Source organism: Nocardia sp. CDC153 (genome assembly GCF_035818515.1).
Lineage (GTDB): Bacteria > Actinomycetota > Actinomycetes > Mycobacteriales > Mycobacteriaceae > Nocardia.
On sequence record NZ_JAYKYU010000002.1, the window covers coordinates 363,412 to 386,724 of the forward strand.

General features: G+C 68.6%; 25 protein-coding genes. 14 read left to right on the forward strand and 11 right to left on the reverse strand.

What is annotated here, in order from left to right:
• Positions 1 to 3 precede the first annotated feature (3 nt).
• From opcA to VMT65_RS09895, 3 genes are all read left to right on the forward strand, one after another.
• Positions 4 to 912: a glucose-6-phosphate dehydrogenase assembly protein OpcA gene (gene opcA, locus VMT65_RS09885; RefSeq protein WP_326307769.1), complete on the forward strand. Its 909-nt coding sequence runs from the start codon at positions 4 to 6 to the stop codon at positions 910 to 912.
• Positions 905 to 1,639 carry a 6-phosphogluconolactonase gene (gene pgl / locus VMT65_RS09890; RefSeq protein ID WP_326307770.1) on the forward strand — a complete coding sequence of 245 codons (735 nt, stop codon included), beginning with the start codon at positions 905 to 907 and terminating at the stop codon, positions 1,637 to 1,639. Before opcA ends, pgl begins: the two co-directional genes overlap by 8 nt.
• A gap of 150 nt (positions 1,640 to 1,789) precedes the next feature.
• The gene (locus VMT65_RS09895) at positions 1,790 to 2,584 is read left to right on the forward strand and encodes a hypothetical protein (RefSeq protein ID WP_326307771.1); all 795 of its coding nucleotides are present in this window, start codon (positions 1,790 to 1,792) and stop codon (positions 2,582 to 2,584) included.
• A gap of 22 nt (positions 2,585 to 2,606) precedes the next feature.
• Here VMT65_RS09895 and VMT65_RS09900 read toward each other — a convergent pair whose 3' ends face one another.
• Both VMT65_RS09900 and VMT65_RS09905 read right to left on the reverse strand, forming a co-directional pair.
• Positions 2,607 to 2,768, reverse strand: coding sequence for a hypothetical protein (locus tag VMT65_RS09900; protein ID WP_326307772.1), 162 nt, complete (start codon positions 2,766 to 2,768; stop codon positions 2,607 to 2,609).
• A 41-nt stretch (positions 2,769 to 2,809) separates the two neighbouring features.
• Positions 2,810 to 3,850, reverse strand: a complete 1,041-nt coding sequence (locus tag VMT65_RS09905) for an Lrp/AsnC family transcriptional regulator (protein WP_326307773.1) — start codon at positions 3,848 to 3,850, stop codon at positions 2,810 to 2,812.
• Positions 3,851 to 3,955: 105 nt separating this feature from the next.
• On the opposite strand from VMT65_RS09905, the gene VMT65_RS09910 reads away from it, so the two are divergent.
• Positions 3,956 to 5,119 carry a lactate 2-monooxygenase gene (locus tag VMT65_RS09910; RefSeq protein WP_326307774.1) on the forward strand — a complete coding sequence of 388 codons (1,164 nt, stop codon included), beginning with the start codon at positions 3,956 to 3,958 and terminating at the stop codon, positions 5,117 to 5,119.
• Between the two features lie 19 nt (positions 5,120 to 5,138).
• Here the strand turns inward: VMT65_RS09910 and VMT65_RS09915 are convergent, their stop codons facing one another.
• Both VMT65_RS09915 and VMT65_RS09920 read right to left on the reverse strand, forming a co-directional pair.
• Positions 5,139 to 5,438, reverse strand: a complete 300-nt coding sequence (locus VMT65_RS09915; RefSeq protein ID WP_326307775.1) for a DUF732 domain-containing protein — start codon at positions 5,436 to 5,438, stop codon at positions 5,139 to 5,141.
• A gap of 146 nt (positions 5,439 to 5,584) precedes the next feature.
• Positions 5,585 to 6,007, reverse strand: a complete 423-nt coding sequence (locus VMT65_RS09920; protein ID WP_326307776.1) for an SRPBCC family protein — start codon at positions 6,005 to 6,007, stop codon at positions 5,585 to 5,587.
• A 175-nt stretch (positions 6,008 to 6,182) separates the two neighbouring features.
• Here VMT65_RS09920 and VMT65_RS09925 point away from each other — a divergent pair, with 175 nt between their 5' ends.
• On the forward strand, positions 6,183 to 7,328 hold the full coding sequence (locus VMT65_RS09925; RefSeq protein ID WP_326307777.1) for an FG-GAP repeat domain-containing protein: 1,146 nt from the start codon (positions 6,183 to 6,185) through the stop codon (positions 7,326 to 7,328).
• On the opposite strand, the gene VMT65_RS09930 is transcribed toward VMT65_RS09925, so the two are convergent.
• Positions 7,325 to 8,734 carry an amidase gene (locus VMT65_RS09930; RefSeq protein WP_326307778.1) on the reverse strand — a complete coding sequence of 470 codons (1,410 nt, stop codon included), beginning with the start codon at positions 8,732 to 8,734 and terminating at the stop codon, positions 7,325 to 7,327. The two genes, VMT65_RS09925 and VMT65_RS09930, sit on opposite strands and share 4 nt — an antisense overlap.
• Before the next feature lie 110 nt (positions 8,735 to 8,844).
• Here VMT65_RS09930 and VMT65_RS09935 point away from each other — a divergent pair, with 110 nt between their 5' ends.
• A complete protein-coding gene (locus tag VMT65_RS09935) occupies positions 8,845 to 9,759 on the forward strand; it encodes a hypothetical protein (protein WP_326307779.1) in 915 nt (304 codons plus the stop codon).
• Between the two features lie 61 nt (positions 9,760 to 9,820).
• On the opposite strand, the gene VMT65_RS09940 is transcribed toward VMT65_RS09935, so the two are convergent.
• Positions 9,821 to 10,744, reverse strand: coding sequence for an alpha/beta fold hydrolase (locus VMT65_RS09940; protein ID WP_442790238.1), 924 nt, complete (start codon positions 10,742 to 10,744; stop codon positions 9,821 to 9,823).
• A 95-nt stretch (positions 10,745 to 10,839) separates the two neighbouring features.
• Between VMT65_RS09940 and VMT65_RS09945 the strand changes: the two genes are divergently transcribed.
• Genes VMT65_RS09945 through fadD8 form a run of 3 tightly spaced genes read left to right on the forward strand, consistent with a single transcriptional unit; the run spans position 10,840 to position 14,554 of the window.
• Entirely contained in the window at positions 10,840 to 11,688 is an 849-nt protein-coding gene (locus tag VMT65_RS09945; protein WP_326307781.1) for an SDR family NAD(P)-dependent oxidoreductase, read from the forward strand.
• 41 nt (positions 11,689 to 11,729) lie between these two features.
• Entirely contained in the window at positions 11,730 to 12,923 is a 1,194-nt protein-coding gene (locus VMT65_RS09950; RefSeq protein ID WP_326307782.1) for a thiolase C-terminal domain-containing protein, read from the forward strand.
• 23 nt (positions 12,924 to 12,946) lie between these two features.
• Positions 12,947 to 14,554 carry a fatty-acid--CoA ligase FadD8 gene (fadD8, locus tag VMT65_RS09955; RefSeq protein ID WP_326307783.1) on the forward strand — a complete coding sequence of 536 codons (1,608 nt, stop codon included), beginning with the start codon at positions 12,947 to 12,949 and terminating at the stop codon, positions 14,552 to 14,554.
• A 19-nt stretch (positions 14,555 to 14,573) separates the two neighbouring features.
• On the opposite strand, the gene VMT65_RS09960 is transcribed toward fadD8, so the two are convergent.
• Positions 14,574 to 15,239: a DUF1361 domain-containing protein gene (locus VMT65_RS09960; RefSeq protein WP_326307784.1), complete on the reverse strand. Its 666-nt coding sequence runs from the start codon at positions 15,237 to 15,239 to the stop codon at positions 14,574 to 14,576.
• A gap of 148 nt (positions 15,240 to 15,387) precedes the next feature.
• Between VMT65_RS09960 and VMT65_RS09965 the strand changes: the two genes are divergently transcribed.
• Positions 15,388 to 15,675 carry a hypothetical protein gene (locus VMT65_RS09965; RefSeq protein ID WP_326307785.1) on the forward strand — a complete coding sequence of 96 codons (288 nt, stop codon included), beginning with the start codon at positions 15,388 to 15,390 and terminating at the stop codon, positions 15,673 to 15,675.
• Positions 15,668 to 16,009, forward strand: coding sequence for a hypothetical protein (locus VMT65_RS09970; RefSeq protein ID WP_326307786.1), 342 nt, complete (start codon positions 15,668 to 15,670; stop codon positions 16,007 to 16,009). The genes VMT65_RS09965 and VMT65_RS09970 overlap by 8 nt, the downstream gene beginning before the upstream one ends.
• A gap of 74 nt (positions 16,010 to 16,083) precedes the next feature.
• Here VMT65_RS09970 and secG read toward each other — a convergent pair whose 3' ends face one another.
• From secG to VMT65_RS09990, 4 genes are all read right to left on the reverse strand, one after another.
• Positions 16,084 to 16,317, reverse strand: coding sequence for a preprotein translocase subunit SecG (secG, locus tag VMT65_RS09975; RefSeq protein WP_040858416.1), 234 nt, complete (start codon positions 16,315 to 16,317; stop codon positions 16,084 to 16,086).
• A gap of 70 nt (positions 16,318 to 16,387) precedes the next feature.
• On the reverse strand, positions 16,388 to 17,143 hold the full coding sequence (locus VMT65_RS09980) for a MerR family transcriptional regulator (RefSeq protein WP_326307787.1): 756 nt from the start codon (positions 17,141 to 17,143) through the stop codon (positions 16,388 to 16,390).
• A 19-nt stretch (positions 17,144 to 17,162) separates the two neighbouring features.
• Positions 17,163 to 17,633 (reverse strand): VOC family protein, encoded by a 471-nt coding sequence (locus tag VMT65_RS09985; protein WP_326307788.1) that lies wholly within the window; start codon positions 17,631 to 17,633, stop codon positions 17,163 to 17,165.
• Between the two features lie 34 nt (positions 17,634 to 17,667).
• Positions 17,668 to 18,303, reverse strand: a complete 636-nt coding sequence (locus VMT65_RS09990; protein WP_326307789.1) for a TetR/AcrR family transcriptional regulator — start codon at positions 18,301 to 18,303, stop codon at positions 17,668 to 17,670.
• Between the two features lie 170 nt (positions 18,304 to 18,473).
• Between VMT65_RS09990 and VMT65_RS09995 the strand changes: the two genes are divergently transcribed.
• The 3 genes from VMT65_RS09995 (at position 18,474) to VMT65_RS10005 (ending at position 23,053) form a co-directional block, all read left to right on the forward strand.
• A complete protein-coding gene (locus VMT65_RS09995) occupies positions 18,474 to 19,877 on the forward strand; it encodes a lipase family protein (protein WP_326307790.1) in 1,404 nt (467 codons plus the stop codon).
• Between the two features lie 19 nt (positions 19,878 to 19,896).
• A complete protein-coding gene (locus VMT65_RS10000; RefSeq protein ID WP_326307791.1) occupies positions 19,897 to 20,676 on the forward strand; it encodes an META domain-containing protein in 780 nt (259 codons plus the stop codon).
• A gap of 109 nt (positions 20,677 to 20,785) precedes the next feature.
• Positions 20,786 to 23,053 carry a thiamine pyrophosphate-dependent enzyme gene (locus tag VMT65_RS10005; protein WP_442790239.1) on the forward strand — a complete coding sequence of 756 codons (2,268 nt, stop codon included), beginning with the start codon at positions 20,786 to 20,788 and terminating at the stop codon, positions 23,051 to 23,053.
• Positions 23,054 to 23,313 lie beyond the last annotated feature (260 nt).

The window sequence follows — 23,313 nt, forward strand, 5'->3', positions numbered from 1 at the left end:
CCGATGATCATCGACATGCCCGACACCGACACCCGCGAGGTGTCGAAACGTCTTGTGCAGCTGCGCGAATCCAATGGCGTGGTCACCATGGGCCGGGTGCTGACCCTGGTGGTGTGCACCCTGGATTCCTCGGAGGCCGAGGACGCCATCGACGCCGCCAATGACGCCAGCCGCGAACACCCCTGCCGGGTGATCGTGCTGGCGCGCGGGGATCGCATGGCCCCGACCCGCCTCGACGCGCAGATCCGCGTCGGCGGCGACGCGGGCGCGGCCGAGGTGATAGTGCTTCGGCTGCAAGGGGATCTGGTGCCCCACGAGTCCAGTGTCGTGATTCCGTTCCTGCTGCCCGACACCCCGGTGGTGGCGTGGTGGCCGCGGGGCGCGCCGGAGTTCCCGTCCAAGGATTCGGTGGGCCGCCTGGCGACGCGCCGCATCACCGACGCGACCTTCGCGCCGGATCCGCAGGCGACGATCAAGGCGCGGCGCGGGTCCTACGCGCCCGGTGACACCGATCTGGCGTGGAGCCGGGTCACCTATTGGCGGGCGCTGTTGGCGGCGGCGTTGGACGAGGCTCCGTTCGAACCCGTCGAGTCGGTGACGGTGTCGGGTTTGCAGGAGGAACCGGCGCTGGACATGCTGGCGGGGTGGCTGGCCGCGCGGCTGGACTGCCCGGTGGTGCGGCGCACGGGCGAGTTGAAGGTGGAGATGCGCCGGTCCTCGGTGTCGATCTCCATCGCGCGTCCCCAGCACGGGCGCACCGCGACCCTGACCCGCACCGGCGAGCCCGATCAGCGGTTCGCGCTCGCGCGGCGCGAGACCAAGGACTGTCTGGCCGAGGAGTTGCGGCATCTGGACGCCGACGACATCTACGCCGAGGCGCTCACCGGAATCGAAAAGGTGACCTATGAGTAAGCCGCAAGTCGAAACCTTCTCCGGCACAGACGAATTGGTGGCGGCCGCGGCCGCGCGGTTCGTGACCGAGGTGGTCGAGGCGCAGCGGTTGCGCGGGTCGGCGTCGGTGGTGCTCACCGGCGGCGGCACCGGCATCAAGCTGCTGGAACTGGTGCGCCAGGCCCCCGGCGACATCGACTGGGCCAATCTGGACGTGTTCTGGGGCGATGAGCGGTTCGTCCCGACCGGCGACGCGGACCGCAATGAACTGCAGGCCCGGCAGGCGCTGCTGGATCACGTCCCGGTGGATCCGGCGCGGGTGCATCCGACCGAGTCCTCGAGCGGCGACTACCCGGACCCGCTCGAGGCCGCGGGAGAGTACCAGGCCACGGTGCACGCGTATCTGGCCGAGCACGGCGCGTTCGACCTGCACCTGCTCGGCATGGGCGGCGAGGGTCACATCAACTCGCTGTTCCCGCACACCGACGCCACCCGCGAGGAACACGAACTGGTTGTCGCCGAGACCAATTCGCCCAAGCCCCCGGCGGTTCGCATCACCTTGACGCTGCCCGCGGTCCGCAAGTCGCGGCACGTGATGCTGATCGTCTCCGGCGAGGCCAAGGCCGCCGCGGTGGCCGCGGCCCTCAATGGCGCGTCCCCGCTGGATGTTCCGGCCGCGGGCGCGATCGGCCTGGAATCGACCACCTGGCTGCTGGACGAGGCCGCTGCCGCGGACCTGCCCCGCTAGGCATCACCCGCGAGAGGGCGGGCCCGGCTTGTGCTGCCGGGCCCGCCCTCTCGGTCTGTAAACGGGTAGTTCACTACTCGCGATTCCCCCTGTGCACGGTTCTAGCCTCGGTGCAGGCGTCGAAGGGTTCGGCGCGCGGAGGGAACCGACATGATCGACATCATCACGTTGCGCGGTACCGGGGAACAGCGCAATGCCGACGGGACACCGGCGGGCATGCTGCACGACGTCACCAAGCTGCTCGACGCCGACAAATTCCGCTGTTTCGAACCGGATTGGCCCGCCTCGATCGGACCCGACCCCAACACCTGGGGCCCATCGCTGGACACCTCGGTGCGCTTGGGGGTCGCGGCCGGGGTGCGGGCGCTGCAGGATTCGCCGAATGTGTGCGGCCTGCTGAGCTATTCGCTCGGCGGCATCGTGGCGAGCACGATCCTGGCGGGCGTGCGTGCGGGCGTCTACACCAACACCGACGACTCCCCGCTCGAGATCGCCTTCGTGGTCAATATCGCCAACCCGATGCGCCGCGCGGGCCAGTCCGTGGGAAAGCTCTGCCCGCCAACCACTTTCGGCCTCCACGGCCAACGCGGCCCCTGGCCCCACACCATCGACGTCCGCGAATACGCCAACCCCGACGACATCATCACTTCCTCCCCCGCCGACTCCCCCCTGCGGGCCATCGACACCGCCATCTCCCCGTTCTCCCTGGTCGAGGGCGCCCGCATCGGCAACCTCACCCCGATCCTCTTCCACGAACTCCTCGAATTCCTCCTCCTGAACCCCGCCACCAACCTCGACCGCTACACCACCGCCGTCCGCGGCCTCCTCGGCTACCTCACCCCCTGGCCCGACGGCCAACACGTCCTCTACTCCGGCCACCCCATGCCCGGCACCGACGTCCTCTGGACCACCCACGCCGCCGACTACCTCAACACCCACTACTGAGCCTCGCACCCGATCCCGGCACTCAGTCCTGTTCGGCCTCACGACGGGCCAGCCGCGCCACGAGGTACGCGGCCTGCCGCTCGGCCCAGGCGACCGCGCCCGCGTTCTGCCGGTCGGCGGCGATCCGGGCCTCCCAGGCCAGCCTGTCGCGGTGCTCTCGTGACTCGTCCTCGGCCATGCTCACAAGGATGCGGCACCGCGCCGAGTGATGTCGTGTTTCCCGAATTACCGGCTGCCGGAGTCGGTTTCGCGCCAGATGTCGGGAGGCACTACGGCGCGGGAGCGGCCGTGGTGGTCGAGGATGCGGCCGAGGAGTTTTTCGTGGCGCAGGGTGATGGTGCGTTCGGTGATGGTGAGGGCGGGGTGCAGGGTGGCGAGTTGGTTTTCGAAGCGGGTCACCTCGGCGACGGAGTGGAGTCCGGCCTGCAGGATGAGGTTGTGGGTGCCGCTGACGGCGGCGCAATTGCGGGTCTGGGGTAGCCGGATGAGGTCGTAGCCGATGTCGGGGAGGGCGGCGGTGGGTGCGGTGGCCGAGTAGGTGACCGCGACCGGCCAGCCGCCGAGGGGGCGGGCGAAGTCGCAGCGGAAGCTGAGCAGGCCCAGGCGAATCAGCTCGTCGAGGCGGCGTTTGACGGTGGAGGCGCTCGTGGCGAGGGTTGCGGCGAGGGCGCTGTGGGTGGCGCGGCCGTCGCGGGAGAGCTCGCCGAGCATGGCACGGTCGAGCGCGGTGATGCGTCGGCCGCGGTCGTCGGCGGCCACGGCCGGCGGGGTGCGCAGTTGTTCGCGCTGGCCGGGGGCGAGGGCGTCGATGCGCCAGCTGCCGCCCTCGGCGAACCAGTGCGTCACGATCTGGGTGCGCAGGGCCACGATGTGCGCGACGGCCGGGAGCACATCGAGGGTGTAGCGCGACATCTGCGCGAAGTCACCGGTGGCGACGGTGGCGAAGATGCGGTTGCTGCCGCCCGCGCGTTCCAGGGTCAGCATGTGCGGGTGGGCGGCGAGCGCGGCCACGACATCGTCGGTTCTGCCTGCGGCGCAATCGATATCGACATAGGCGGCGCACACCTGGTCGAACAGGGCCGGGCCCGGCGAGATGCCGATCCAGGCCTCGCCGCGCTCGCTGAGCCGCTGCCAGCGGCGCGCGACCGTCACCGGGTCCACGCCGAGCACCCGGCCCAGCTCGGTCCAGGAGGCGCGCGGCCGCAACTGCAGGGCGTGAATCAGCGCGAGGTCGTCCTCACTCAGCAGCTTGACGTCATCCTGCATGTTGCGACACCTCCTGCACGAATCCTGCGATTCACCGCCTCATGGTGCCCAGTCTCGCACAATCGGGGTGACACTTCGGTCGAGCACGAAACTGGAGAGCGCATCGTGGCATTCGGTGATTTTCAGAACGAGATCTACTTCAACGGGTTGCGCGGGGTGGTGCCGAGCTATCCGGTGAGCTTCGCGGAGTTGGCCGAGCGGGCGCGGGCGGCCATGCCGCCGTCGGTGTGGTCTTACGTGGCCGGGGGTGCGGGTGATGAGCGGACCCAGGATGCCAATGTGGCCGCGTTCGATCGGTGGGGGGTGATTCCGCGGATGTTCGTGGGGGCCAAGCAGCGGGATCTGTCGGTGGAGTTGTTCGGGATGACCTGGCCCGCACCGGTTTTCATGGCACCGGTGGGTGTGATCGGGTTGTGCGCGCAGGACGGGCACGGGGATCTGGCGACTGCGAAGGCGGCGGCGCGGACCGGGGTGCCGATGGTGGCGTCCACGCTGACCGTCGATCCGATGGAGCAGGTGGCGGCCGAATTCGGGGATACGCCAGGGTTTTTCCAGCTCTACACCCCGACCGATCGCGACCTGGCGGCCAGTCTGGTGCAGCGCGCCGAACAGGCCGGATTCAAGGGCATCGTGGTCACCCTCGATACGTGGGTGACCGGGTGGCGGCCGCGTGACCTGTCGACCGGTAACTTCCCGCAGCTGCGTGGGCATTGCCTGGCCAACTACTTCACCGATCCGGTGTTCCGGGCGGGGCTGGCCCAGTCGCCCGAACAGGATCCGCAGTCGGCGATCCTGAAATGGATTCAGGTGTTCGGCAATCCGCTCACGTGGGATGATCTGCCGTGGTTGCGGTCGCTGACGACGCTGCCGCTGATCGTGAAGGGCATCTGCCATCCCGAGGACGCGCGCCGGGCCAAGGATCTGGGCGTGGACGGCATCTACTGCTCCAATCACGGTGGGCGGCAAGCCAATGGCGGACTCCCGGCCCTGGACATGCTGCCCGAGGTGGTCGCGGCCGCCGACGGCCTGCCGGTGCTGTTCGACTCGGGGGTGCGTTCGGGCGCGGACATCATCAAGGCCCTCGCCCTGGGTGCGACCGCGGTCGGCATCGGCCGCCCCTACGCCTACGGCCTGGCGTTGGGCGGGGCGGACGGCATCGTGCACGTGCTACGCACCTTGCTCGCCGAGGCCGACCTCATCATGGCGGTCGACGGGTATCCGACGCTGAAGGACCTGACCCCCGAAGCCGTTCGCCCGGTCTCGGTCTGACCCGCCGTGAATTCGGTCTTCAATTCCCCAAATAGGAGAACTCCGGGCAGAAAGCGCCGATGGACGCCCCGATGATGACACCGGCCTGATCGGCGCTGAACTCCGTGCCCTTGGTGAGGCGATCGGAAATGTGGTCCAGCGATTGTGTATTCGCCGCCACGCCCAGGACCGCATTGGTCTGCAGTGACGCGCACACCGTTCGCCCCATGCCGATCGTCTTGTCGCGGTCGGAGAATCGGATTCCGGCCCGCTGCAGGGTGGCGATGAACAGATTCTCCGCCTCGGGGCCCCCGGGGATATCGGTGAGGGTGGGGACCACCGGTTTGATCGGTGCGTGGGAAGGGGTGGGCGGAAGGTTCTGGGCGTTATCGGTTCTGCCGCAACCTGAAACAAGGATCAGAAGGATGATTCCAAGCGAAATTTTCCGCATGCTCCCGACCGTACGCGCGGCCGATCATGAATCGATCATGCGTCGAGGCGTTCGGCCAGGATCGTGGCGCGGGCCAGCTGGACCTTGCGGGCCTGGCCGGAGGCGAAGCCCAGCAGCCCGAACGGGGTGCGCAGGTGCAGTTCGTCGTCGACGCGGGTGCCGTCGGGGGTGTCGGTGAGGTCGAAGCGGTAGGCCATGCGCACGCCGCCGGGGCTGTTCACCTCGCCCCACACGGCCTTGCCGGGCGTGCCCAGCAGCGACACCCGAATGTGGTTGTCGTACTCGAGGGTCAGGAACCGGAATCGCTCGACGGCCACATACGAATCGGCCTGCACGTCGTGCACGGCGACGACCAGCGGCGACAGACCGATGTAGCTCTCGGGCCGGATCAGATGCTCGTACACCGCCGGTGCGGGGGCCGTGACGGTGAACGTATTGCGCAGAATCTTCTCGGGCACCCCCGCACCTTAACCCCTGCGCCGGACCGACCGGTTCGACACTGTGCACTACCGGGCCCGGCACCGTTACGGCAATCGACCGAATTGCGTTGAAGGTCAACTTTTCCTGTGACACGGTGTCCTAGAGTCCGTGGCCACCACCGTTTCGTGGTGTCACCCCGACTCAGGAATACCTATGCACGCACGCGTTTTTCGTCGTCTGTTCCTCACCTCCGCGCTCGCCTCGGCCGCCGTGCTCGCCCTGCCCAGTGCGGCGTGGGCGGCCGGAGCCATCAATTTCGCGCCGGCGGTCAATTCGCCCTCCGGTGGCTCGTTCCCGTCCTGGGGTCCCGGTCCCGCACCCAGCGGCATGGTCGCCGCGGACTTCGACGGTGACGGGAACCTGGATATCGCGGTCGCCGACTTCCAGGGCGCTGGACCGGTGCTCATGAAGGGCAAGGGCGATGGCACCTTCGCGACCGGCACCCGTATCGGCTCGGTCGGCAACGGGTTCGGCGCGCTGGCGGTCGGCGACCTCAATGGCGACGGCAAACCCGATCTGGTCGCCCAGTCCTGGACCCAGATCGTGGTGTTCCTCAACAACGGCGACGGCACCTTCAAGGTGGGCCAGACCTACACCACCGTCGAAGGCGCGCAACAGGAGTTGACGGTCGCCGACGTGAACGGCGACGGCAAGGCCGATGTGCTGAGCCTGCTGCCGACCGGGGTGCAGACCTGGATCGGCAAGGGCGACGGCACGCTGAGCGCGGGCCCGGTCACGACCATCGCGGGCACCCCCGCCGCCTTCACCACCGGCAAGTTCCACGCCGGCGGCAAGATCGACATGGCCGTCAACAATGACGTGACCCAGCAGGTCGAGGTGTTCTTCGGCAACGGCGACGGCAGCTTCACCCGCAAGGGCGCGAGCACCAGTGGCCTGATCACCGAGGACGTGCGCGCCGCGGACTTCGACGGCGACGGCATCGACGACATCGTCACCGCCGACTCGTTCTCCTTCAGCACCACCGTGCTCATCTCCGACGGGCAGGGCGGGTTCAAGAAGACCAACCGCATCAACCTCTCGGGCCTGGGTCCCGACAGCATCGCGGTCGGCGACTTCAATCACGACGGCAAGATGGACGCCGCCATGTCGGCGGTGCTGAATTCGAAGATCGTCATCTTCACCGGCAACGGCGACGGAACCCTCACCAAGACCGGCGAATTCGACGTCACCACACAGCCGCAGACGCCGGTGGTGGCCGACTTCAACAAGGACGGCAAACCCGATGTCGCGGTGGCCGGTGACGCCAACGCGGTGTCGTTCTTGAAGAACATCTCCTAGCCGGCGGGCGCATCCTGGATGCGGCGCGGGGGACGCGCCGCCTCCAGGGTGTAGGCCAGTTCGAGCAGGGTGCGTTCGTCGCCGTGGGCCGCGGAGAACAGCATGCCGATCGGCAGACCCTGCGCCGAGACGCCCAGGGGGAACGAAAGGGCCGGGGCGCCGGTGACATTGGCCAGCGGGGTGTAGGTGACGTAGGCGAGCAGGCGGTCGAAGACCTCGTCGAAGGGCTGGTCGGGGCTCAGGTAGCCCAGCCGCGGGGTCGGCGACGCCAGCACCGGGGAGAGCACGAGTTCGACGTCGCGGAAGGCGGCCGCGTACGCGTGGCGGGTGCGGGCGAGGCGGTAGAGCACCGCCGGGGAGCGCAGCATCGAGCCGCGGAATCGGTCGGCCAGGCCTTGGGTGAAGGGGTCGAGGTGGGCGGGGTCGAAAGACCGGTCCAGGGAAAGTTTTCCGGTGCGGCCCAACAGGTAGGCCAGCATCGACCAGTAGGTGGCGAAGTCGTCGGCGAAACCGGGGCCGATCGGGTAGTCGATGGGGCGGACCTCGTGGCCGAAACCTTCCAGGAGTTTGACGGTGTCGTCGAGGACGGTGCGGATCTGCGGGTCCAGGGGTGCGCCGGTGATCGGTTCGGACAGCACCCCGATGCGTAGTTTGCGTCGAGCCGGGCCCTCCACGAGGCCGACCGGCGGTAGCGCCGGGTTGCGCCAGAACCGTTCGGCCGCGGCGAAATACGTGGCGGTGTCGCGCACGGTGCGAGTGAGCACACCCTCGGAAACCAGGTTGATCGGCATCGATTTCGCCTGCGGACCGTCGAGGTGTCGTCCCCGGGTCGGTTTCAAGCCGATCAGCCCGCAGCACGCGGCGGGGATGCGGATCGAGCCGCCGCCGTCATTGCCGTGCGCGATGGGCACCACGCCCGCCGCCACCAGTGCGGCCGAACCACCCGAGGAGGCACCGGAGGAGAATTCGGTATCCCACGGATTGCGAGTGGGCGGTGCCCCAACGAATTCCGTGGTCGCGTTCAACCCGAATTCGGGCAGGGTGGTCTTGCCGAGCACGGTCATCCCGCTCGCCAGAAACTGTTTCGCGTAGGGTCCGTGGGCCTTGGCCGGGTGTGCCCGAAACGCCGCGCTGCCGTGCTGGGTGGGCAGTCCCGCCAGATCGGTGTTGTCCTTGACATAGGTCGGCACCCCGAACAGCAGGGCCTCGCGATCGGCGGACACGATCGGTGACTCCGGTTCGCACACAATCGCATTCAACGCCGGATTCACCCGCGCGGCGCGTTCGCGCGCAGCCTTGGCGACCTCGGCGGCGCTGAGCTCGCCCCGCCGAATCAGCGCGGCAATCTCCACCCCGTCGTGCTCGCCGAGGGCGTCGTCGCCGAAGGCGTGAACTCGCGTAGTCATGAAACCGGGCCTCCTCATCGAACTGTGCACCCGACTTCTGCCCGACCCTACACAAACTGGACGAACGAACAGAAGGGTTCGTGGCGGGGCTGCCCGTAGGGTTGGGCGGCATGACGCTCGAGCAGGTTGTGGCGGAACTGTATGGGCTCGCGCCCGGGGAGTTCGTGGCCGCTCGGACCGAGTGGGTGCGGCGGGCGCGCGAGGGCGGGGACAAGGCCTTGGCCGAAGCCATCGGCACGCTGCGGCGGCCGACGGTCGCGGCGTGGGTGTTGAATCTGCTGGCCCGAGAGGCCAGCGCGGATGTGGACGCGCTGTTGGGGGTGGGTGAGGCGCTGCGGGATGCGCAGCGGCGGCTCTCGGGTGAACAGTTGCGTTCCCTCGGTGCGCAGCGGCAGAAGGTGGTCAATGCCGCCGTCGGCAAGGCCGTGGAGTTGGCCGCGGCGCGGGGACAGCGCCTGAGCGACGCCGTCGTGCGCGAGATCGGCGCGAGCTTGCAGGCGGCGCTGGCGGATCCGCAGGTTGCCGAGCAGCTGCGTGCCGGGACGCTCACCGCCGCGGCCACCTACGAGGGATTCGGGCCCGCCGCACTGACCGCGGTGCCCGGTGAGAGGCGCGCCAGCGTCGGAACGCGTTCGACGACAGCCGATTCCACCACGGAGCCCGCCGCGGAATCGGGCGTGCGGACTCGTCGGCGCGCCGATCCCACGACGGCCGACGAACCGGTCTCCGATCCGCAGGCCGCGGTGCGGCGCGAACTCGAGGAGATGCTCGCCGAGGTCGAATCCGCGCGCGCCGCTGTGGTTTCGGCCCGATCCGACCACGATCGGGCGGCCGCGGAACTCGCCGACCTCGACGACCGCATCCAAGCCCTGCGTGCCGAGTTGACCGAGGCCGAACACCGCCGCCGGTTCACCGCCGCCGCCGAGCGTTCGGCTCGTGAGGACCTGCAGCGGGCGCAGAAACACCTCGACGGGGTCGAACGACGTGTCGATCGAACCCGCAAGCAACTGAGTCCCGACGACTGATCGGGCCCGCCCCGACGGTTCCGTGGCGGTTTTCACCGCACATTGCCTGGATCGAATTCGGTTACAGGTCCAGGGATTTCAGGCTCGACAGCAGGAAGGTGTTGACGGCGTCGGTTTGCTCGAGCTGGACGAGGTGGCCGGCGTGCGGGACCTCCACCACCTCGCGCAGGTCGGTGACATTCGCCCGGAGGGTGGCCAGGGGGTCGCGGCCGCTGAAACCTTCCATGTCCGGATCGTTTTCGCCGTAGAGGAAGAAGGTAGGAACTTCGATCTTGGCGTCGGCGTAGGCGGCGGTGAGCTCCCAGTTGTGGTCCAGGTTGCGGTACCAGTTCAGGCCGCCGGTGAAGCCGGTGCGTTCGAAATCGGCTGCGAGGGTGTCGAATTCGGGCTGGGAGAGCCAGGGCCACGGGAGGGCGGGGGCCTGCGGGAGGGCGTCGAGGTAGCCGATGCCGGGTGGGTTCTTCCAGGTGTCGAGGTAGTGGTAGTCGGCGGAGAGGGAGTAGTAGACGCGGGCCAGGAAGCCGCGGGGGTCGGCGGCCAGTTCGGCGTCGGCGACGCCGGGCTCCTGGAAGTAGGACAGGTGCAGGAAGTGGCGTTCGGCCGCACGGGTCCAGAAGGCCGAGGGGGCTTTCGGGGGGCGGGGGGCGAACGGGTTGTTCAGGACCATGGCCGCGGTGACGCGGTCGGGGTGGCGCAGGCTCAGCTCCCACACCAGTTGCGCGCCGAAGTCCAGGCCGACGAAGACGGCCCGCTCGGCGTCGATGTCGTCGAGCAGGGCCAGCAGATCGCCGATGACGGCGGCGTTGGTGTAGGCCGCGGGGTCGGCGGGAATGTCGGTGCGGCCGTATCCGCGCAGGTCGGGGGCGATGGCACGGTATCCGGCGGCGGCCAGGGCGTCGAGTTGGCGATGCCACATGAACCAGGTGTGCGGGAACCCGTGACAGAACACGACCGGGTGGCCCTGACCAATGTCCGCGACGTGCATGCGGACCTCCCCGGTGTCGATCGTCCGATGCGTCAGTTCCACTCCGCCTCCAATTTCTAGAACACGTTCCTATTTCAAGGTAGTGTCCAGAGGTCGTGAGCGAAATACCCAAGATTCTCGCCGGAAAGGTCGCGGTGGTGACCGGGGCCAGCCGAGGCATCGGCAAGGGCATCGCCCTGGAGCTGGGCGCGGCCGGGGCGACCGTGTACGTCACCGGCCGCACCGTCACGGCCGGACACCTGCCGGGCACGGTGGCCGCCACCGCCGCCGAGATCGACGAGCTCGGCGGCACCGGCATCGCGGTGGTGTGCGATCACCGCGACGACGCCGCGGTGGAGAAACTCTTCGCACAGATCCGCGACGAGCAGGGCCGCCTGGACGTGCTGGTCAACAATGTCTACGACGCCCCGGGCTCGGCACGCTGGATCGGGCGCAAGTTCTGGGAGGTGCCGCCCAAGGCGTGGGACGCGGGCTTCGACATCGGGGTCCGATCCCATTACGTGGCAAGCGTTTTCGCCGCACCGCTGATCATCGAATCGCAGGGGTTGATCGTGAGCGTCTCCTCCCCCGGCGCGATCCGCCAGATGCACAACGCCGTCTACGGTGTCGGCAAGGCGGCGGTGGATCGACTCACCGCCGACATGGCTCACGACCTCGAGGGCACCGGCGCGACCGCGGTGTCGATCTGGCCTGGCATCGTGAACACCGAACTGCTGCAAATGGTTCCGCCCGACAAGGACGGCCGCCGCCTGGTCACTCTGCCCGGTGAGGGCACCTTCGATCTGGATCGGGCCGAGACCCCGCGCTTCCCCGGCCGCGCGGTGGTGGCCTTGGCCGCGGACCCGAATCGCCTGGCGCGCACCGGAAAAGCCTGGAAGGTCGCCGATCTGGCCGAGGCGTACGGCTTCACCGACCTCGACGGGCGCGTCCCGCGCGCCGACTGAGCATCGACATACGTTCCCGAAGAACAGGAGTGGACAACCCTATGCGACGCGTTTTCGTCGTCGGCGTGAACATGACGCCGTTCGTCAAGATCGGTTCCCGCGAGTGGACCTACCCGGAGATGGTCGCCGAGGCCGTCAACGGTGCGTTGAAGGACGCGGGCGTCACCTACGACCAGGTCCAGCGCGCCGCGGTCGGCTACGTCTTCCAGCCTTCCGCGGCCGGGCAGCGTGCCCTCTACGACATCGGATTGACCGGCATTCCGATCGTGAACGTGAACAACAACTGCGCCACCGGGTCCACCGCGCTCATGTTCGCCCGCGAATGGGTGGCGGCCGGGATCACCGACGTCGCACTGGCGGTCGGTTTCGAGCAGATGACCAAGGAGGCCATGGCGGGTCCGGCGACCAAGCCGAAGGTCACCACCGTCGACGCGCACCTGAAGGTCAACCGCGAGCATTTCGAGTTCTCGGCCGCGCCGATCACCACCCAGTTCTTCGGCAATGCCGCGCTCGAGCACATGCGCCGTTACGGCACCACGCCCGAGCAGCTGGCGGCGGTCGCGGTCAAGAACCACCAGCACTCCACCCGAAACCCCTTGGCGCAGTTCCAGGATGCCTACACCCTCGAGCAGGTCCTGGCGGACAAGCCGGTGCACGGTCCGCTGACGCGCTCGCAGTGCTCGCCCATGTCCGATGGCGCGGCCGCGGCGGTCGTGGTGAGCGAGGAGTTCGTCAGGGCCCACGGTCTCGAGGCGCAGGCCATCGAGATCCTGGCCCAGGAGCTGGCCACCGACGACGGCAGCGCCTTCTCCACCGGTTCCATGATCGACGTGGTGGGCGCGCCCATGACCCGGGCGGCGGCGTCGAAAGTGTTCTCCCGCGCGGGAATCGGCGTGCACGATGTGGATGTGATCGAGTTGCACGACTGCTTCTCCATCAACGAGCTCATCACCTACGAGGCGCTGGGCCTGTGCGGTGAAGGCGAATCCGGTGCCCTGGTGGAGTCCGGTGCGACCACCTACGGCGGCTCCTGGGTGGTCAACCCGTCGGGCGGGCTCATCTCCAAGGGTCATCCGCTCGGTGCGACGGGCCTGGCCCAGTGCACCGAATTGTCCTGGCAGCTGCGCGGTCTGGCGGGCGAACGCCAGGTCGCCGACGCGCGCACCGCGCTCGCGCACAACCTCGGGCTGGGCGGCGCGGTCGTCGTCACCCTCTACGGCGCCAACACCCTGTGACTTCGAGGATGGAGGAGGAAACCATGACCACATTCGATGCCGACACCATGCTGCGGCTGCCCGTGCACAATGGGCACGCTCTGGTGGCGGGCCTCAAGCGGCACAAGAACCGTCCCGTGCTCACCCTGGGCGATCACATCCTCACCGGCGGTGAGGTGCTCGACGGCATGAGCCGCTACATCGACGCCTTCGCCGAACACGGCGTCACCACCGGCACCCCTGTCGGCGTGCTGGCCCTCAACCGGCCCGAGGTGCTGTTCACCATCGGCGCCGGCCAGATCGTGGGCTCGCGCCGCACCGCCCTGCACCCGATCGGCGGGCTCGACGATCACGCGTATGTGCTTGCCGACGCCGGGATTTCGACGCTCATCCTGGATCCGGTGCCCGCGTTCGTACAGCGCGCCCGCGAACTGGTGGACATGGTGCCGACGCTGACCAAGGTGCTGGTGCTGGGTCCGGTGCCCGAACTGCTCGCCGATGTGGGCGTCGACCTGCTGGCCACCGCCGAGAAGTTCGAGCCGCGCGAGGTCAAGGCGGTCGAGCTGCTGCCCAGCGATGTCATCTCGATCAGCTACACCGGCGGCACCACGGGCAAGCCCAAGGGCGTGGTCGGCACGGCGCTGACCATGAACACCATGACCCAGATCCAGCTGTCGGAGTGGGAGTGGCCGCGGCATCCGAAATTCCTGATCTGCACGCCGCTCTCGCACGCGGGCGCGGCGTTCTTCCTGCCGACGGTGCTGCTGGGCGGGCAATGCGTGGTGCTGCCGCGCTTCGACGCCGGAGAAGTGTTGCGCGCCATCGAGGAACACAAGATCTCGGCGACCATGCTGGTGCCGTCGATGCTGTACGCGTTGCTGGATCACCCCGATTCCCACACCCGCGACCTGTCCTCGCTCGAGACCGTCTACTACGGGGCCTCGGCGATCGACCCGAATCGGTTGCAGGAGGCCATCGATCGGTTCGGTCCGATCTTCGCCCAGTACTTCGGTCAGTCCGAGGCGCCGATGGCGATCAGCTACCTGGCCAAGGACGAGCACGACAAGGCGCGGCTGACCTCGTGCGGGCGGCCCTCGGTGGCGGTGCGGGTCGCGCTGCTCGACGCCGAGGACAACGAGGTGCCCCAGGGCGAGGTCGGCGAAATCTGTGTCTCCGGACCGCTGCTGGCGGCCGGGTACCTGAATCTGCCCGAGGTGACCGCGGAGACGTTCAAGAACGGGTGGCTGCGCACCGGCGATCTGGCCCGCCAGGACGAGGACGGATTCCTGTTCATCGTCGGGCGGTCCAAGGACATGGTCGTCACCGGCGGCTTCAATGTGTTCCCGCGCGAGGTGGAAGACGTTGTCTCCGAACACCCGAAGGTGCTCACCGTCGCCGTGGTCGGTGTCCCGGACCCGCACTGGGGTGAGGCCGTGACCGCGGTGCTGGTGCTCGAGGCGGCCACCGCCGCCGACCCGGCCGCGATCGAGACGGTGACCGCCGAGATCCAGGCCGCGGTCAAGCAGCGCAAGGGCTCGGTGCAGGTGCCCAAGCATGTGATCGTGATCGAGGAACTGCCGTTGACCGGGCTCGGCAAGCCGGACAAGAAGGCGATTCGGGTGCTGGCGCAGGAGCGCCTGGGCCTGGCCTGATCTCGCGAGAGGCGCTCGGCTAGGCGAACTTTCGGGTTCGCAGCAGCCGAGCGCCTCGACGCAGGCTCTCGATGCCGGTCTCGATGACCGCGCGGGTCACGAAGTGCCCCAACGCGGTGGCCACGAATACGGCGCTGATCAGTACCGGAGCCCAGTTCCAGCTCAGCGCCAACATCATCCGATCGAAGGTGCCGCGCGGTTGCACGACCGGCTCCCAGCTGTTCAACCGCACCCAGCGGCCCAGGAAAACCCCGATCGCGCACAGCAGGTGGACCGCGAGCGTCGCCGGGGTCCGCCACGCGCCCAGGCCGCGCGCCGCCAGAAACCGCCCGAGTTCGGCCAATACCAGGTAGTAGGCCACGAATCCGGAGGCGATGAACCCGGCGTACACCGGCAGGATCGTCGTCACCACCGGCCCGTTGCCCGCGGCGCGAATGTCGTAGCGCAGATGCACGAGATCGGTCACCACATAGGGTGCGTTGGGCAGGAACAGCAGCAGCAACGCGACCCCGCCCCACCACAGCGGCGAAATCGGCAGCCGCCGTTTGTCTTCCCCGCCACCGCGGAACACCAGCAGCGCCAAAGCCACCGGCACCCAAGCCAATACGGTGTTCCAGCCCATCCAGAACAAGTTACGGTCCAGCACCCCCGCCAGGCTCGGCGCGACCGTCTTCACCGGGTCCATCCGTTCATGATGCAGACCGGTTGCCGGGCCGTCACGCCGGTCGCGCGCACCTTCACCGAATCCACACATTTCCCCCGATCGCCCGCATTCCGGACCAGCCCTGGTCGACAGGTGGCGACCAGCTGTTTTACGATCGTATTATGCGGCCGTGGGATATGAGATTCCCGAGTGGGCCCTGGACGTCGCGGCACGACTCGGTATCGCACCCGAGGAGATCCTGCGGGTCCTGACCGGTCCCGGCCGACGCTGGCCGCGACCGGTGCGCGGAACGGGCGGGCTGCCCGCCCTGATGATCATCGGCCGGTCCAGCGCCGGACAGCCGCTGGCGGTGGTGCTACGGCCACTGTCGCAGTGGGACCAGCAGGTCGTCGGCGTCACACCGGTGACCGGCCAGCTCCTCGCCCAGTTCGAACAATGGGAGGCGGACCATGAGTGACTACCCCGACCACGGCTACCCGCACACGGCCGAGGAGGCCCGCGACTTCCTCGACAGCCTGACCTTCGACGAGGACGCCCCCACCCCCGAGCTGCCCGGCCCCGACACCCCGGTCACGGTGCTGCGCACGGTCCGGCTCCCCTACGCCATGGACCAGCGCATCCGCGCCGAGGCCGACCATCGCGGGGTGAGCATGTCGGATCTGATCCGCGACTTCCTCACCATCGAACTGGCCGCCCTCGACGACGACACCCCCATCAGCCGCGCCGACGCCCGCCGCGCCCTGACCGCCGCCTTGGCGAGTCTGGTTCCGGTACACCAGCATCCGGCCTGACCCGCCCCCGGCGCACACGACGAATCGCCCGGGCACCTTACCGGTGCCCGGGCGATTTCTACTGAACCGGGAAGCTAGGAGAACTTGATCTCGAGGCCGATCCCGAGAATCGAGATCAGCCAGATCAAACCGAGGAAAATGGTGATGCGGTCGAGATTCTTCTCGACAACGGTCGACCCCGACAGGCTCGACTGCACGCCACCACCGAAGAGGCTGGACAGACCTCCGCCCTTGGCGCGGTGCAGCAGCACCAGCAGCACCAGCAGCACGCTGGTGATAACGAGGAGGATATCCAGGAACATCCGCATGGCCGACAGTCTAAGCGGTTGGTACCGAAGTACCCGAATCAGCCCATGCCGGGCCGCGACACCGACGCCCTCACATGCTGCGGCGGGTGTATTCGAGGAGGGTGTCGCGGACGAAGGTGGCGGGGAGGGGGCCGCCGTAGGTGGCGGTGAAGTTTTCGTCGGTGACGTATGTGTCGGCTATGCAGGTGAGCATGGCGATCGAGCGGTCGCGGTCGCCGTCGAACAAGGGGGTGCCGGGGACCGCGCGTAGCCAGTCGACGTGGCGGGCGGCGAGGGTTTGGGCGTGGGGGGAGGTGGGGGTTTGGCCGTCTTTCCAGGCTGCGATCCAGGCGGCGATGAGGTCGTCGGTGTCGCGTTTCCAGTCTCGTTGCTGGGCCAGGGTTTTGCCGTGCCACCAGGCGTTGCTCTCGGTGTAGGCGCGCTCGCCCCAGCGGGCGATGACCTCGTCGCGGTAGGGGTCGTTGAAGCCCTCGAGCAGCATCTGCAGCGAGCCGTCGGCGGCGGCGCGGGCGTCGAGGGTGTGGCGCAGGGCGCGGATGCGGGCGTCGAGGCGGGCGCGTTCGGCCTCGAGCAGGCGCAGGTGCGCGCCCAGCGCCTTGTCCTCGTCGCGTTCGCGGTCGAGGACTTCGGCGATGACGGGCAGCGACAGGCCGAGCTCGCGCAGCAGCAGGATGCGCTGCAGCCGCGCGACGGAGTCGGCGTCGTAGAAGCGGTAGCCGTTGTGGCCGACCCGGACGGGCGGGAGCAGACCGATGTCGTCGTAGTGGCGCAGCGTGCGGCTGGTGACGCCGGCGCTGTCGGCCAACTGCTGGATCGTCCACTCCACGAAGCCCTCCCGAATCTGCTCAGTTCTTGCCGACCCAGTCGCCCTCGAAGGTCTTGGCCCACTGCTTGGCCCGATCGATCTCGGCCATGCGGGGCGCGGTGAGGATGACGCGATTGCCGTCGGGATCATCAATGGTGACATCGCTGGTGTACCAGGCGGTGTCGGCGGGGCCTTCGATGCGCGCCCCCGGGAACTCACGCTCGCGCAGCGACTTCGCGCGCTCGGCGAGGTCCTCACCACCGGCGGAGAAGCTGACCGTGGTGGTGCCGATGCGCGCCTGCCCCGGGACCAGCAGCAGGTCCTGGTACTTCATCCGGCGCAGGTGCACCACGACCGGCGTGCCGTCGGGCCCGGGAATCGTTGCCAGCGCGATGAATCCGACGGCTTCGTAGAAGGCGGTCGCCGCGGCGATGTCGGCCACCGCGAAGTTGGCGAACATGGGCATCGGGTAGATGGTCCGGTCGATGGCCGGTGTCGTGTTCTCGCTCATGGGATCGACGCTAAGAGTTGACGTAACGGCAAGGTCAATTCTCGGGTTCGGGGGTGCTGGCGCGGGCGGAGTAAACAGCCAGCATGTCCTCCACGAGCCGCAGCACCGAGGCGTCGAGATCGGGTCGCTGATACACCCCGCGCACCACGGCCTCGCCGGAGAACACGTGCAACAGCAGGAAGAACAGCGGTTCGCGCACGGGTTCGGGGAAGTCGGCGAGCAGTCCGCTGCGTTCGAGGGTGGCCACGATCTGGCGGTAATAGTTGTCGGCGATGGGCGCGATGCGTTCGCGTAGTTCGGTGTCCGAGCGGGCGGCCAGGAAGATCTCGCGCAGCGCGTGGGTGAGATTGGACTGCTGCGCCTGCCGCAGGAACCGCAAGGCCACATCGAGCGGATTGTCCTGCGCCCCAAGATGTTCCATGGTGACGGTGTAGCCGACCAGTTGCCGGGCGAAGACCTCTTCGGCGGTGCGCACGATCAGGTCCAGGCGGGTGTCGAACTGGCGGAACATGGCCCCGGCCGAGAGTCCGGCGCGCCCGCAGATCTCCTGCACGGTGGTGCGCTGGTAGCCGACCTCCCCGATGGCGGCGATGGTGGCGTCGACGAGTTTGGCCACGGTGGCCGCCCGGCGCTCCTGCTGTGTGCGCCGCGGGCGCGAAACTTCGCTCACGACCGACCATCCTGCCCGCTGCCGAGCAGGCAGCAAACATCCGGCCCGACGTGACCGTTGACACATTCCATCCGGCCATCCTATTGTCTGAGACGCAACTTAGAAAACATTCGCTCTCTAACTTGTGAGGGCGGGCGCTCGGCCGCCGCAGCGGCAGCGAGGAGTTCGACATGACAGCGGGGACCAGGGCGATCGCCCAGGCGTGCGCGGCGGTGGCGGCGGGGCTGACCGTCGCGGTCTGCCCGGGGCTGACCGGGACAGCGGCGGCCGACCCGGTGCCGGTGCAACCGGCCCTGCCCTTTCCGGTGCCACCGGCACCGCCGTATCTGGATCCCGGCTTCTACCAACCCGATCCGGCCCGGGTGGCCGCGGCCCAGCCCGGGGAGATCCTGGCCGCGCGGCAGGTGAATCTCGCCAATGTGTGGCTGCTGCCGCTCAATGCCAATGCCTGGCAGCTGTCCTACCGCAGCACCAACACCCGCGGCGAGCCGATCGCGGCGGTGGCCACGCTGGTGGTGCCGCATCGCCCCGCGCCGAGCGGACAGCGCGGGCTGGTGTCGTTCCAGATGGCCGAGGACTCTCTGTCGGTCAACTGCGCGCCCTCCTACACCTTGCAGATGGGATCGCTGCCCAATCCCTTGAATCCGGTGATGGAAGCCGAATTCGTCGAGGTGCAGGCCATGCTGCAGCTCGGGCACGCGGTGGTGATCCCCGATCACGAGGGACCCAACGCGGCGTATGCGGCCGGACCGCTGGGTGGGCGCATCACCCTCGATGGGATTCGCGCCGCGGAGGCCTTCGATCCGGCGGGACTGCCGGGCACCGACACTCGCGTGACGATGTGGGGATACTCCGGTGGCGCGATTCCGACCGCGCATGCCGCCGAGTTGCAGCCGACCTACGCACCCGAGCTCAACCTGGTCGGTTCGGCGGTCGGTGGGCTGCTGGCCGATATCCGCGCCTCGCTCAACTACAACAACGCCACCTCGACCTTCGGCGGCGCGGTACTGGGCGGCCTGTTCGGCGTGGCCCACGAATACCCACAGCTGAACCAGTTCATCGACGAGCACATGAACCCGCTGGGCAAGGGACTGCGGCTGATCCACGAAAACCAGTGCGTGGCCATGCAGTTCGCGGCCATCCCGTTCGTGAACCTCAAGGGCCTGTTCGACTATCCGGGTGATCCCATGCAGGCCCCGGAGCTGCAATCGGTGCTCGACGACATCAGCCTGGGCCACCGCGGCACCCCGACCTCGCCCCTCTACATCTACGAGGGCACCTTCGACGAGGTGATGCCGCTCAACGCGATCGACAACACCTACGACATCTACTGCCAGGACCCGAACGCGCGCGTCCAGTACACCCGGGACCTGTTCAGTGAGCACGGCATCGCCGCGGTCTCCAACACCGCCAGCGCGGCCCTGTGGCTCAACGACCGCCTCAACGGGATTCCCGCACCCGGCGGCTGCCACAACCGCGACGTCTACTCCGGCATTCTCGATCCGGGCGCGATCGGCGCGTTCGTCAACGCGATCGGCCAGACCCTCGCGTCGGCGCTCGGGATGCCCGTCTAGTCGCCGTACGATCGGGCCTATGCCAGCAACTCGTCTGTGGGTTCTGCTCGCGCTCTCCGCCGTCGCCGCCGCGGGATGTTCCTCGAGCGGCGAACAGGCCGGTACCCCACCCGCCGCGCTCATGGGCCACTCGTTCGTCTCGACGGCGGTGTCGGGGACGCCCATTCCCGGCGGCGGCCCGCTCACCCTGACCTTCACCGACGGCCGAGTCACCGCCGTCTCCGGCTGCAATACCGCCACCGGACCCGTTGACCTGCAAGGCAATACGCTGCAGGTCGGCGGACTGGCCACCACCCTGATGGCCTGTCCGGGCGAGGTCGCGGGCGCCGACGGCTGGCAGGACGGGCTGCTGCGCTCGCAACCCACCTGGACCCTGGTCGGCGACACCCTCACCCTGAAGGGCAACGGCTCCACGGTGACCCTGCGCGACCGCAAGGCCCTGCACCCGGACAAACCGCTCATCGGCACCACCTGGATCGTCACCGCGCTGCTGCGCACCGACGCCGAGGTCCGCTCGGCCACCCTCGACGAGGTCCGCCCCGCCCTGACCATCAACCCCGACGGCACGGTCTCCGGCAGCGCGGGCTGCAACACCATGACCGGCACCGCCAAGACCGACGGCGACACCGTCACCTTCGCCATCGCCACCACCCGAATGATGTGCGACCCGCAGGTCATGGAGGTCGAACAGGCGGTGCTGCAGGCCCTGGACGGAAAGGCCACAGCCAGCATCGATTCCGACGATCTCACCCTGCGCAATGTCGGCAACAACACCGGGCTGAAACTGCACGCCGAATGAGACCGCCCGGTTGGACTGGCCGAGCGATCGGAAGTTGCCGCGAGAAGCGCCCTTTCAGATCTACGCTGAGCCCGGTGTACGCGACAAACGCGACATATGGGAGGGCGTCATCAACGACCGGGAAGCCGACCTGGACCAGTGGTTTCGCGCGGAACTCGCCGCGGCGACACCCGGACCCGCACGCCCTCCGCACGAACCGATCGACGCGGCCTCCGGCCTCACCGGACAGCACTGCCTGGAACTGTTCGACGCTCAGGCCGCCTCCCGGCACCTGGACCTGGCCGCACGCCGCCTGACCCGGGAAGGCCACGGCTACTACAGCATCGGATCCTCCGGACACGAGAGCAATGTGGCGGTCGCGGCGGCGCTGCGGGTCACCGATCCGGCGCTGCTGCACTATCGGTCGGGGGCGTTCTTCGTGTACCGGGCCCGGCAGGTGCCCGGCCTGGATCCCATTCGCGATGTCATGCTCGGCGTCGCCGCGGCCGCCGCGGACCCGATATCCGGTGGGCGACACAAGGTTTTCGGCTCCCAACCCGCCAATGTCATCCCCCAGACCTCCACCATCGCCTCGCATCTGCCGCGCGCGGTCGGACTGGCCTTCGCCATCGAACGCGCCGCGAACCTCCGGCTGGCCTCCCCCTGGCCCGCGGACTCGGTGGTGGTGTGCAGCTTCGGTGACGCCTCGGCCAATCATTCGACCGCGGCCGGGGCCATCAATACCGCCATCCACACCGCGCATCAGAACGTGCCCATGCCGATCCTGTTCGTGTGCGAGGACAACGGGCTCGGCATCAGCGTCCCCACCCCGCGCACCTGGATCGAACAGGCCTACGGCTCCCGACCCGGCCTGGCCTGGTTCGACGCCGACGGCACGGACCTGCCCGCCGCCCTGACCGCCGCCCGCGCGGCCGCCGATCACGTTCGCGCCCACCGCAAACCCGCGTTCCTGCGACTGCGCACCGTGCGACTGCTCGGCCACGCCGGCTCCGATGTCGAATCCGCCTACCGCCGCCCCGCCGACATCGCCGCCGACCTGCGCCGCGACCCGGTCACCGCCACCGCCCGCCTGCTCATCACCGCGGGCGTGGCCACCCCCGCCGAGGTCGCCGCCCGATACGACGCCATCGCCGAACAGGTCGCCGCGGCGGCCGAAAGCGCCTGGAACGAACCGAAACTCACCTCCGCCGCCGCCGTGGTCGCCACCCTGGCACCCGCCCGACCCACCGTGGTCCGCACCGACGCCCTGCGCGCCATGCCCGAGGGGGACAGAAACGGCGCGAGCAGAGCCACCGATCCCGCGCCGGGCACCGACGCGGCGAACGGTGGGACCGATTCACCCGCCTCCACCGGTGACGCGCTGACGCTGGCACAGGCACTCAATCAGACACTGGCGCAACTGCTCACCCGCGATCGGGACATCCTGGTGTTCGGTGAGGACGTCGGCCGCAAGGGCGGGGTGTACGGCGTCACCAAGGGGTTGCAGCAGAGCTTCGGTGTGCGACGGGTTTTCGACACGCTCCTCGACGAGCAGAGCGTGCTGGGCACCGCGCTCGGGGCGGCGCTGGCCGGGTTCGTGCCGATTCCGGAGATCCAATACCTGGCCTATGTGCACAATGCCGAGGATCAACTGCGCGGGGAGGCGGCGACGCTGTCGTTCTTCTCCGGGGGCCGCTACCGCAATCCGGTGGTGGTGCGCATTGCCGGGCTCGCCTATCAGAAGGGCTTCGGCGGGCACTTCCACAATGACAATTCCATTGCCGCGCTGCGGGACATCCCGGGCCTGGTGATCGCGACACCCTCGCGCGCCGACGACGCCGCCGCCATGCTGCGCACCTGTGTGTCGGCCGCCCGGGTGGACGGGCGAGTCTGCGTCTTCCTCGAGCCGATCGCGCTCTATCACACCCGCGACCTGTATCGGGCCGGGGACGGGGCCTGGCTGGCCCCGATTTCCGGTGTGCGCCATGCCGATATCGGCCGCGCCCGCGTCCACGGCACCGGCTCGCACCTGACCATTGTCAGCTTCGCCAATGGCGTGCCCATGAGCCTGCGGGTGGCGCGGCGCTTGGCCGCCGACGGCATCCACGCGCGGGTGCTGGATCTGCGCTGGCTCGCACCACTGCCGATGGAGGATCTGCTCGACAATGCCCGCGCCACCGGGCGGGTGCTCATCGCCGACGAAACCCGCCGCAGCGGAGGCGTTTCCGAGGCCGTGTGCACCGCGTTGCTCGATGCCGGATTCGACGGTCCGCTCGCCCGCGTCACCAGCGCCGACAGCTTCGTGCCGCTGGGACCCGCGGCCTCGACGGTGCTGCTCGACGAGGCGGCCATCGAATCGGCCGCCCGCAAGCTCCTCGCCGCGCCCCCGGCTCGCTGACCGTTGTGACGACAGGTGGGGGTCGGGGTCGCTCGCGGGTGACACCCGGCCCCCACCTGCCCTCGACGCCGGTCCGGTCGGCGTCCCGGTGCCGTTGAGGGGACGGCACCCGGCTTATCTACGTATCAACTACGTAGATACGTAATACCGCACCATCCGGGCCGAACGCAAGCGAATCGTGCCGTCCACCACACCCCCGAATTCAGTAAGCCTGCCCTCAGTTTTGGTCTCTACACTCGAGCACCAATCCAAGGGAGGAT

Excerpts from the sequence above, each read along its gene's own strand:
- opcA (WP_326307769.1), top strand. The coding sequence starts at position 4 with ATGATCATCGACATGCCCGACACCGACACCCGCGAGGTGTCGAAACGT.
- pgl (WP_326307770.1), top strand. The coding sequence starts at position 905 with ATGAGTAAGCCGCAAGTCGAAACCTTCTCCGGCACAGACGAATTGGTG.
- VMT65_RS09895 (WP_326307771.1), top strand. The coding sequence starts at position 1,790 with ATGATCGACATCATCACGTTGCGCGGTACCGGGGAACAGCGCAATGCC.
- VMT65_RS09905 (WP_326307773.1), bottom strand. The coding sequence starts at position 3,850 with ATGCAGGATGACGTCAAGCTGCTGAGTGAGGACGACCTCGCGCTGATT.
- VMT65_RS09925 (WP_326307777.1), top strand. The coding sequence starts at position 6,183 with ATGCACGCACGCGTTTTTCGTCGTCTGTTCCTCACCTCCGCGCTCGCC.
- VMT65_RS09930 (WP_326307778.1), bottom strand. The coding sequence starts at position 8,734 with ATGACTACGCGAGTTCACGCCTTCGGCGACGACGCCCTCGGCGAGCAC.
- VMT65_RS09935 (WP_326307779.1), top strand. The coding sequence starts at position 8,845 with ATGACGCTCGAGCAGGTTGTGGCGGAACTGTATGGGCTCGCGCCCGGG.
- VMT65_RS09940 (WP_442790238.1), bottom strand. The coding sequence starts at position 10,744 with ATGCACGTCGCGGACATTGGTCAGGGCCACCCGGTCGTGTTCTGTCAC.
- VMT65_RS09950 (WP_326307782.1), top strand. The coding sequence starts at position 11,730 with ATGCGACGCGTTTTCGTCGTCGGCGTGAACATGACGCCGTTCGTCAAG.
- fadD8 (WP_326307783.1), top strand. The coding sequence starts at position 12,947 with ATGACCACATTCGATGCCGACACCATGCTGCGGCTGCCCGTGCACAAT.
- VMT65_RS09960 (WP_326307784.1), bottom strand. The coding sequence starts at position 15,239 with ATGGACCCGGTGAAGACGGTCGCGCCGAGCCTGGCGGGGGTGCTGGAC.
- VMT65_RS09970 (WP_326307786.1), top strand. The coding sequence starts at position 15,668 with ATGAGTGACTACCCCGACCACGGCTACCCGCACACGGCCGAGGAGGCC.
- secG (WP_040858416.1), bottom strand. The coding sequence starts at position 16,317 with ATGCGGATGTTCCTGGATATCCTCCTCGTTATCACCAGCGTGCTGCTG.
- VMT65_RS09985 (WP_326307788.1), bottom strand. The coding sequence starts at position 17,633 with ATGAGCGAGAACACGACACCGGCCATCGACCGGACCATCTACCCGATG.
- VMT65_RS09995 (WP_326307790.1), top strand. The coding sequence starts at position 18,474 with ATGACAGCGGGGACCAGGGCGATCGCCCAGGCGTGCGCGGCGGTGGCG.
- VMT65_RS10000 (WP_326307791.1), top strand. The coding sequence starts at position 19,897 with ATGCCAGCAACTCGTCTGTGGGTTCTGCTCGCGCTCTCCGCCGTCGCC.